Below are 7,682 nucleotides of genomic sequence, written 5' to 3' on the forward strand. Positions count from 1 at the left end.
ACGTCACGGGCCCAATGGTACGGCGGGCGGCACCCGCGCCAGAAATTCGCTCACCTCGGCCGGGTTGCGCAGCACGTGGACGTCGGCGGTGCCGGCGGTCGCGCCGACGGCCGCGGTGATCCTCGGCGTCCACCGGCGCCGGTAGCGGACCAGCCAGCGATGATTTTCCGGCTCCGCCGCCGGCGATGATGACGACCCGCTGCGCTGCTCGAACCTCGATTTATCCCCCGTCCAGCCGCTGGCCGGTGAATCGCCACGAGGACTCGTCGCGCGACGCCGCGGGGTCTAGAGTCAGGGCAGGCTCAACCGGACAGGAGACCCCCATGGCGTTCAACCCGAAAGACGCCGTCGCCGCGGCGCGTGACATCGCGGCGCACGCCGTCGACAAGGCGTCCGACATCGTCGAGGATGCCGGCGACATCGTCCGCGGCGACATCGCCGGCGGTGCCAGCGCGATCGTTCAGGACTCGATCGACATCGCCACCCACGCCGTGGACAAGGCCAAAGAGGTCATCACCGGCAAGCGCGACGAGGCCGACGATGCCTAGACCCGGCGGCGTTCCCGCTCGACGGCCAGTTCGGTGCTGACCACCTGGTAGGCCAGCGACTGGCTGTATCCGCGGCGGGCCAGCATCGCCGCCAGCCGACGGCTGACCCGCACGTCGTCCTCGCCGAGTGCCTCTCGGCGCAGCCGGTCGCGTACCAGCTTTTCGGCCCGGTCCCGTTCGGCGTCGGCGCCGATGCCGGCCAGGGCCGTGGCGATCACCTCGTCGTCGACGCCCTTGGTCCGCAGTTCGGCGGCGATCACCCGCTTGCTCTTGCCGGCGCGGGTCTGACGTGACCGCACCCATTGCCGGGCGAAGTCCGCGTCGTCGATCAGGTTCACCATGGCCAGCCGGTCCAGCACCCGGGCGCTGACGTCGTCGGCGTAGCCGCGTTTGGCCAGCTGGCCGGCGAGTTCGGCGCGGGTACGGGCCCGGGCGGTGAGCAGGCGAAGGCACAGCGCCCGAGCCTGCTCCTCGCGCCTGGCCGGGTCGACCTCCGGGGACTCAGAAGTCGACGGGGGCGGGCAGGACGCCGTCATCGGTCAGCTCGTCGGTCAGCACGGCGCCGATGCCGAGCTTCTCTTTGATCTTCTTCTCGATCTCGTTGGCCACGTCGACGTTCTCCAGCAGGAAGTTGCGGGCGTTCTCCTTGCCCTGCCCGAGTTGCTCCCCGTCATAGGTGAACCAGGAACCGGACTTGCGGATAAAGCCCTGGTCGACACCCATGTCGATCAGCGAGCCCTCGCGGCTGATCCCCCGGCCGTACAGGATGTCAAACTCGGCCTGCTTGAAGGGGCTCGCCACCTTGTTCTTCACCACTTTGACCCGAGTACGGTTGCCCACCGCGTCGGTACCATCCTTGAGCGTCTCAATCCGCCGGACGTCCAGGCGCACCGAGGCGTAGAACTTCAACGCCTTTCCGCCCGTGGTGGTTTCGGGAGAGTTGTGCACCATCACCCCGTCGACGAAATAGTTGTGACCGCCCTCCACCTCTATATCGAAGCGGTGCATCGACCGAGTACGCGGCTTGACATACACGTCCAGCACCCGAGCGGGCACCAGTCGTTGGGTGGGTTCGACAAACTGCGGCGCTACGGAGCTTTGACCACGGAACCGTGGCAGCAGCTTGTACTCCATCGACGGCGCCATGTAGGGCGCCACCATCTCCTGGAACTTCGCCGTGGCGGCGGTGGTGAACACCAGCACCGCCTTGCCCGCCGAGCCGGATGACCGCAGACGCACATCCAACCCGTGGACATCGCGCAGATAGTCACGCAACCGTGTCCGCGTTCCTTCGCTCATCGCTTCCAAGCAGATTTCACTCCGCCCACTGCCGCCGGCGGTGCGTTGCTGTAATCCCTTGGAGCGAACGGTGAACGAACCGTCATCCATGTACCAGATGGCCAGCGCCAACGGGGTGAGCGCCTTGAGGTACTCGTCGGAGAAGAATTTCTTGCCATCTCCGAGGTACACCGCGCGCTGCAGTTCGGCCAGCTCGGGCAATGGGGTGAAGTCGACGAAGTGTGCCCCTTTGGCGTTCTCGCGCACCGAGTGTCCGATGTTGCCCAACAACGCCGTCTTCCACTGCAGGTACTCGACCTGTTTGGCGCCGTGTCCCAGCCGGAACCGGACCCCGTTGCGGTCGCGCCGATTGGGTGAGAGGTTCCCGTCGCCCATCAGCGAACCGAGGATGACCTGGAATTGCTGGTCACTGAGTAACTGCGGCTCGGCGGCCAACACCCGGTCACCGGTTATCAGCTCACCGGCTTCGGTCCAGCCGCCCGGCGTGCGGATCAGGTGGTTGGGCGTTGCGGCGAACTGAGATTTGCCGTTGCCCCCAGACTTCTCGACCGTGAACTGCAAGAAGTGTTCGGCTAGCCCGTTGTCGAACCAGTTCACGATCTTGCGCGGGACGAGTTGGTCAGCCACTGGGTCGTAGGACAGCACCTCGACATCCATCTTGTTGTTGACAATCTTGCCGATCTTCTCGGTGCTGCCATCGGCGAGCGTCACCCGGGTGCTATAGCTCATGCATCCGAACATCACACCGATCTTCTCCCGCAGCTGGTTGATGAAGATCGCGGTGGTTCCCGAGTTGTTCATCGCGCCGGTCATCTTGCGCAGCGCCTGGCTCATCAGCCGGGCCTGCAGACCGACGTGGCTGTCGCCCATCTCGCCCTCGATCTCGGCGCGCGGCACCAGCGCGGCTACCGAGTCGATGACCAGGATGTCCAGCGCACCGGACCGGATCAGCGTGTCGGCGATCTCCAGCGCCTGCTCGCCGGTGTCGGGCTGGGACACCAGCAGCGAGTCGGTGTCCACCCCGAGCTTCTTGGCGTACTCGGGGTCCAGCGCGTGCTCGGCGTCGATGAACGCCGCGATGCCGCCGGCCGCCTGGGCGTTGGCCACCGCATGCAGTGCCACGGTGGTCTTCCCGGAGGATTCCGGGCCGTAGATCTCGATGACCCGCCCGCGGGGCAGGCCGCCGATGCCCAGCGCCACGTCCAGGGCGATCGACCCGGTCGGGATGACCGAGATCGGTTGACGCACCTCGTCGCCGAGACGCATCACCGATCCCTTGCCGTAACTCTTCTCGATCTGGGACATCGCCAGCTCGAGGGCCTTCTCGCGATCGGGTGCTTGCGCCATGACGTCTCTCCTGTAGCTCGGTGTTCGGTTGACCGGTTTCGGTCGATTGGCCGTGACGCTAACAACAGGGTCTGACAAGTACGCCTGACCAGCGACGAGGCCGTCGAACAGGCTCCACAGTAAACGAACACGTGTTCGATTCAAGTGTGACACGCCGGGCCGTGGATTCAGGCGGCGATCGACTCTGCGGTGAGTGCGCCAACTCTGCGGTGGCGGCGCCTACCCGAGCGGCGAATCCCGCCCGGTACGCAGTCCGGAAGCAGCCCGGTCACCACTGATCCCGCGGCACGTCGAAGTCCGCACACAGCGCCCACCAGACGTCGCGCGGCTCCACCCCGTCCTCGATCGCCTGCGCGGCGGTGCGCCCGCCCAGCGCGGTCAGCACATGGTCGGCCAGCACCGAGGCGCCGTAGCCCGAGCCGAACCGCAGGGTGACCCGCTCGTGAAAGTCCGTCAGCCGCACCCCAGCCAACCTACCGAGCGTCGGCCAGCGCCTCGTCGCACACCCGCACCGGGTCGGCCACCCGCGCGGCGCTCGCCGCGGCAGCCCGGGCGGCAGCCCGGTAACCGGGCGAGGCCAACACCGCGCCGACCGCAGCCACCAGCGCGCCGGCGGTCAGCGGTCGCACCAGCAGCCCACTCCCCTGCCGGACAACCCGATTGGCCAGCTCCCACTGGTCGCCCCCGCCGGGCACCACCACCAGCGGCACGCCGGCCAGCAACGACTTGGCCACCATGCCGTGGCCACCGCCGCTGATCACCAGGTCGGCGTGGGTGAGCAGCTCGTCCTGTCGCCCCAGCCCGGCCGCCGCCCACCGCGGCAGCGCCAGCTCGGAACCGCCCAGCCGGGACACCACCAGCCGAGCGCCGGCGGGCAGCCCGGAGCCCGGGACCAGGCAGTCCAACGCCAGACCGACCAGCCCCACCGCTCCGGTGGCCGCCGTCGACGGCGCGACCAACACCACCGGCCCCGGGCCGGGCGGGACCGGCAGCACCCGCTCGGTCGGCTCGAAGTGCAGCGGGCCCACCACGACCGCCTCGTCCGGCCAGTCCGGGCGCGGCACCTCCAGCGCCGGCAGGGTGGCGATCAACCGACGCAGCGGCCCGGGGTCGTCAGCCGGCAGCCCGATGCCCGCCCGGGCGACCGCCCGCTGCCGCAGCCCGGCCCGCCACGACCGCGCACTCAGCGCCCGCAGCACGGTGTCGCGCAGCTGGCCACGCCGCCCGACGCCCGGCGCCAGCCCGGTGCCCACCGGCGGCAGCCCCTTCGACGGCAGGTACAGCGGGTGCGGGTCGAGTTCGACCCACGGGATACCGAGCAGTTCTGCGGCCATCCCGCCGCAGGCGGTGATCACGTCGGAGACCACCAGGTCCGGGGTGAGCGAGCGCAGTCGGTCGAGGTTGTCCAGCGTCATCCGGGCGGCGCGGTGGTGGATCTTGGCGCCGGCGTCGCGGTCGTCGTCGGCGGCCGTGGGGTCCAGGCCGACCAGCTCGGCGGAGTCCACCCCGGCCGCCCGGGCGGTGTCCAGCCACCGCACCCCGGTCAGCAGGGTCGGGGTGTGACCGGCGGCGGCGAACCGCAGGCAGAGCGCGATCGCCGGGAACGCGTGCCCCGGATCCGGACCGGCGACCACCACCACCCGCATCCTGCTACCGTGCCACAGCCGGTCACCCTAGGCTGAGGCGGTGACTCCCGAACAGACATCCGTCGAGACCTTCCTGGCCGCACTGGCCGCCGACGACCTGGACACCGCCGCCGACCTGCTCGCCGACGACGTCGTCTACCAGAACGTCGGGCTGCCGACCATTCACGGCCGCCGCGCCACCATCGGGGTGTTCCGCCGGATGCGCGGCCGGGTCACCTTCGAGGTGAAAACCCACCGGATCGCCGCCGACGGCGCCGCGGTGCTCACCGAACGCACCGACGCGCTGGTGATCGGCCCGCTGCGGCTGCAGTTCTGGGTCTGCGGCGTGTTCGAGGTGCACGACGGACGGATCACGCTGTGGCGCGACTACTTCGACTTCTTCGACATGCTCAAGGCGACGGTGCGCGGTGTGGCCGGCATCGTGCTCCCGTCACGACCGCCGTCTTTCTGACGCAGCCGGCTAAACCAGCCGGCCGAGTTCGTCGAACGCCTGCGCCCAGCCGAGCAGCCGGTCGGTGACGCCCACCAGCTGGTCGCGGTAGTGCCGCCGCTGCGGCTCAGCACCGCCGTTGGCGACCGAGACCAACTGTGCTGCGGCGGTGACCATCTCGTTGTACTGCCGGACGCCGGAGCCCAGCTGTGCGGTGTACGCGTCGATGGTCGGCGTCAGATATCCGCGCGAGTCCGGGGCGAACCGCGCGGTGCGCTCCATCGACACCACCTCGGCGGCGGTGGCGGTCATCGCGGCGGCGGTCTGGTTGGCCGCCGCGGTCAGCTCGTCGATCTCGCCGGCCGGCAGCAGCCGGCCCCGCTCCAGCACCCCGAGCAGCGAGAACAGGCCGCGTTCCGAGGCGTTCAGCGCCGACATCGCCGGCCGGGCCGCCGAGCCGTGCGGCGGCAGCCGGCGGCTGGTGCCGGGCCGGTGTGCGGGCAGCGGCATCGACCGCAGCCAGCGGTAGCGCAGCAGCGTCACCATCGCCAGCGCCGTCGCGCCGACCGCGACCGCCCCCGGGATCAGCAGCGCCCAGGCCGGCGTCGACCAGGACGCCAGCACCGCCGTCACCACGGTCCAGAACAGGCAGCCAGCGCCGAAGACCAATCCCCAGCGCAGCGCCCGGCGACGCTGCCGCAGCACCCGGGCCCGCGGATCGGTCGCAGCGGTGACCCAGTACGCCAGCAGGTCGGAGAGTCGGCCGGCCGCGGCATAACCGCGGCGCAGCACCGGCCGCCAGCCGCCGCTGCGCACCGCTTGTCCTCCCGACCTGACCGTCATCGGCACGCGCTACTGCCCGATCGGCTTCTCGGGGGTGGCCTCGGCGCCCGGGGCCGGGACCGCCGGTGACGGCTCGGCCGCCGGCGCACCGCCGGCCGGCAGCGTCTCACCGCGCATCGACGCCCGAATCTGCTCCAGCCGGGAGTGGCCGGCCATCTGCACCCCGGCCTGCTCCACCTCGATCATCCGGCCCTGCACCGAGTCCTTGGCCAGCTCGGCGGCGCCCAGCGCGTTGGCGTAGCGCCGCTCGATCTTGTCGCGCACCTCGTCGAGGCTCGGCGTGGTTCCGGGGGCGGCGATCGCGCTCATCGACCGCAGCGAGGCGCTAACCTGCTCCTGCATCTTGGCCTGCTCCAGCTGGCTGAGCAGCTTGGTGCGCTCGGCGATCTTCTGCTGCAGCATCATCGCGTTCTGCTCGACCGCCTTCTTGGCCTGCACCGCCGCGCTCAGCGCCTGGTCGTGCAGGCCCTTGAGGTCCTCGACGCTCTGCTCGGCGGTGACCAGCTGGGCGGCGAACGCCTCGGCGGCGTTGTTGTACTCGGTGGCTTTGGCGGCGTCGCCCGCCGAGGTGGCCTGGTCGGCCAGCGTCACCGCCTGGCGCACGTTGGCCTGCAGCTTCTCCACATCGGCCAGCTGGCGGTTGAGCCGCATCTCCAGCTGCCGCTGGTTCCCGATCACCTGCGCGGCCTGCTGGGTCAGGGCCTGATGCTGACGCTGCGCCTCTTCGATGGCCTGCTGGATCTGCACCTTCGGGTCGGCGTGCTCGTCGATCTTCGCGTTGAACAGTGCCTGCAGGTACTTCCACGCCTTGACGAACGGGTTGGCCATCAGTCAGCTCCGTCTTCGTTATCGATGTTCGCCGGATGCCCGGACGGGATGGGTCGGTCCCTGTCCGCCCAATTTAGACCACGGTCACCGCCGTCACCGGCGGGATGACGACCTTGGTTCCGGCGTCGATGTTCGCCGCACCGGCGGCGCGAACCGCCGCGTGTTCGGCCCCGGCGACGTACCGGCCGGCCTCGAAAAGCACCGTCGACAGCGGAATCCCCAGTGCCCGGCAGATCGCGTTCAACAGCTCGCTGGACGCCTCCTTGCGTCCCCGCTCGACCTCGGAGAGGTAGCCGAGGCTCACCCGGGCCGCATCGGAGACCTCGCGCAGCGTGCGCCGCTGCCCGGTCCGCACCTGTCGCAGCACGTCACCGACGGCCTCCCGCAGCAATGTCGTCATCGTCTACTCCCCGATCGGTCGGTCCGCGGGCCCGCGGCCGGCGGTCACCACAGTGAACGAGCGGAACGGCCGGGTTGGTTCCCGACCGGGTCAGCGCCGGGACCGCCCCCCGCGCACGTCGGCGATCGCCGACCGCACGTAGTCCACCCCGGTCACCACCGTCAACACCACCGCGACACCCATCACCACCTGGGCCGCCGTCAGCCAGGGTCCGGTCAGCGGCAGCACGAACAAACCGATCGCCACCGCCTGTACCAGCGTTTTCAGCTTGCCGCCCCGGCTGGCCGGGATCACCCCGCGATGCAGCATGACGAACCGGAGCAGGGTGACGCCGACCTCGC

10 protein-coding genes are annotated in these 7,682 nt (G+C 70.0%); 2 read left to right on the forward strand and 8 right to left on the reverse strand.

The genetic code is table 11. The annotated features are described in order from the left end of the window. Window positions 1-323: 323 nt before the first annotated feature. On the forward strand, window positions 324-548 hold the full coding sequence (locus AC2VNT_RS04200; protein WP_486945655.1) for an Rv1893 family protein: 225 nt from the start codon (window positions 324-326) through the stop codon (window positions 546-548). Here AC2VNT_RS04200 and recX read toward each other — a convergent pair. From recX to AC2VNT_RS04220, 4 genes are all read right to left on the reverse strand, one after another. Further along, window positions 545-1,084: a recombination regulator RecX gene (recX, locus tag AC2VNT_RS04205; RefSeq protein WP_486945656.1), complete on the reverse strand. Its 540-nt coding sequence runs from the start codon at window positions 1,082-1,084 to the stop codon at window positions 545-547. The genes AC2VNT_RS04200 and recX overlap by 4 nt on opposite strands. Continuing rightward, window positions 1,050-3,194: an intein-containing recombinase RecA gene (recA, locus tag AC2VNT_RS04210; protein ID WP_486945657.1), complete on the reverse strand. Its 2,145-nt coding sequence runs from the start codon at window positions 3,192-3,194 to the stop codon at window positions 1,050-1,052. Before recA ends, recX begins: the two co-directional genes overlap by 35 nt. 268 nt (window positions 3,195-3,462) lie before the next feature. Next, on the reverse strand, window positions 3,463-3,657 hold the full coding sequence (locus AC2VNT_RS04215; protein ID WP_486945658.1) for a DUF3046 domain-containing protein: 195 nt from the start codon (window positions 3,655-3,657) through the stop codon (window positions 3,463-3,465). A 10-nt stretch (window positions 3,658-3,667) separates the two neighbouring features. After that, window positions 3,668-4,840 (reverse strand): glycosyltransferase, encoded by a 1,173-nt coding sequence (locus AC2VNT_RS04220; protein WP_486945659.1) that lies wholly within the window; start codon window positions 4,838-4,840, stop codon window positions 3,668-3,670. A gap of 40 nt (window positions 4,841-4,880) precedes the next feature. On the opposite strand from AC2VNT_RS04220, the gene AC2VNT_RS04225 reads away from it, so the two are divergent. After that, window positions 4,881-5,291, forward strand: coding sequence for a limonene-1,2-epoxide hydrolase family protein (locus AC2VNT_RS04225; RefSeq protein ID WP_486945660.1), 411 nt, complete (start codon window positions 4,881-4,883; stop codon window positions 5,289-5,291). Between the two features lie 9 nt (window positions 5,292-5,300). On the opposite strand, the gene pspM is transcribed toward AC2VNT_RS04225, so the two are convergent. The 4 genes from pspM to AC2VNT_RS04245 all read right to left on the reverse strand — a co-directional run. Then, window positions 5,301-6,113 carry a phage shock envelope stress response protein PspM gene (pspM, locus tag AC2VNT_RS04230; RefSeq protein WP_486945661.1) on the reverse strand — a complete coding sequence of 271 codons (813 nt, stop codon included), beginning with the start codon at window positions 6,111-6,113 and terminating at the stop codon, window positions 5,301-5,303. A 9-nt stretch (window positions 6,114-6,122) separates the two neighbouring features. Beyond that, window positions 6,123-6,941 carry a phage shock protein PspA gene (gene pspA, locus AC2VNT_RS04235; RefSeq protein ID WP_486945662.1) on the reverse strand — a complete coding sequence of 273 codons (819 nt, stop codon included), beginning with the start codon at window positions 6,939-6,941 and terminating at the stop codon, window positions 6,123-6,125. Between the two features lie 73 nt (window positions 6,942-7,014). Then, the gene (locus tag AC2VNT_RS04240; RefSeq protein WP_486945663.1) at window positions 7,015-7,341 is read right to left on the reverse strand and encodes a helix-turn-helix domain-containing protein; all 327 of its coding nucleotides are present in this window, start codon (window positions 7,339-7,341) and stop codon (window positions 7,015-7,017) included. A 90-nt stretch (window positions 7,342-7,431) separates the two neighbouring features. Then, window positions 7,432-7,682 (reverse strand): CDP-alcohol phosphatidyltransferase family protein (locus tag AC2VNT_RS04245; RefSeq protein ID WP_486945664.1); only part of this gene is annotated, 251 nt, incomplete at its 5' end.

Source organism: Mycobacterium sp. TH-M15 (genome assembly GCF_057473705.1).

Excerpts from the sequence above, each read along its gene's own strand:
- recX (WP_486945656.1), bottom strand. The coding sequence starts at position 1,084 with ATGACGGCGTCCTGCCCGCCCCCGTCGACTTCTGAGTCCCCGGAGGTC.
- AC2VNT_RS04220 (WP_486945659.1), bottom strand. The coding sequence starts at position 4,840 with ATGCGGGTGGTGGTGGTCGCCGGTCCGGATCCGGGGCACGCGTTCCCG.
- AC2VNT_RS04200 (WP_486945655.1), top strand. The coding sequence starts at position 324 with ATGGCGTTCAACCCGAAAGACGCCGTCGCCGCGGCGCGTGACATCGCG.
- pspM (WP_486945661.1), bottom strand. The coding sequence starts at position 6,113 with ATGACGGTCAGGTCGGGAGGACAAGCGGTGCGCAGCGGCGGCTGGCGG.
- recA (WP_486945657.1), bottom strand. The coding sequence starts at position 3,194 with ATGGCGCAAGCACCCGATCGCGAGAAGGCCCTCGAGCTGGCGATGTCC.
- pspA (WP_486945662.1), bottom strand. The coding sequence starts at position 6,941 with ATGGCCAACCCGTTCGTCAAGGCGTGGAAGTACCTGCAGGCACTGTTC.
- AC2VNT_RS04240 (WP_486945663.1), bottom strand. The coding sequence starts at position 7,341 with ATGACGACATTGCTGCGGGAGGCCGTCGGTGACGTGCTGCGACAGGTG.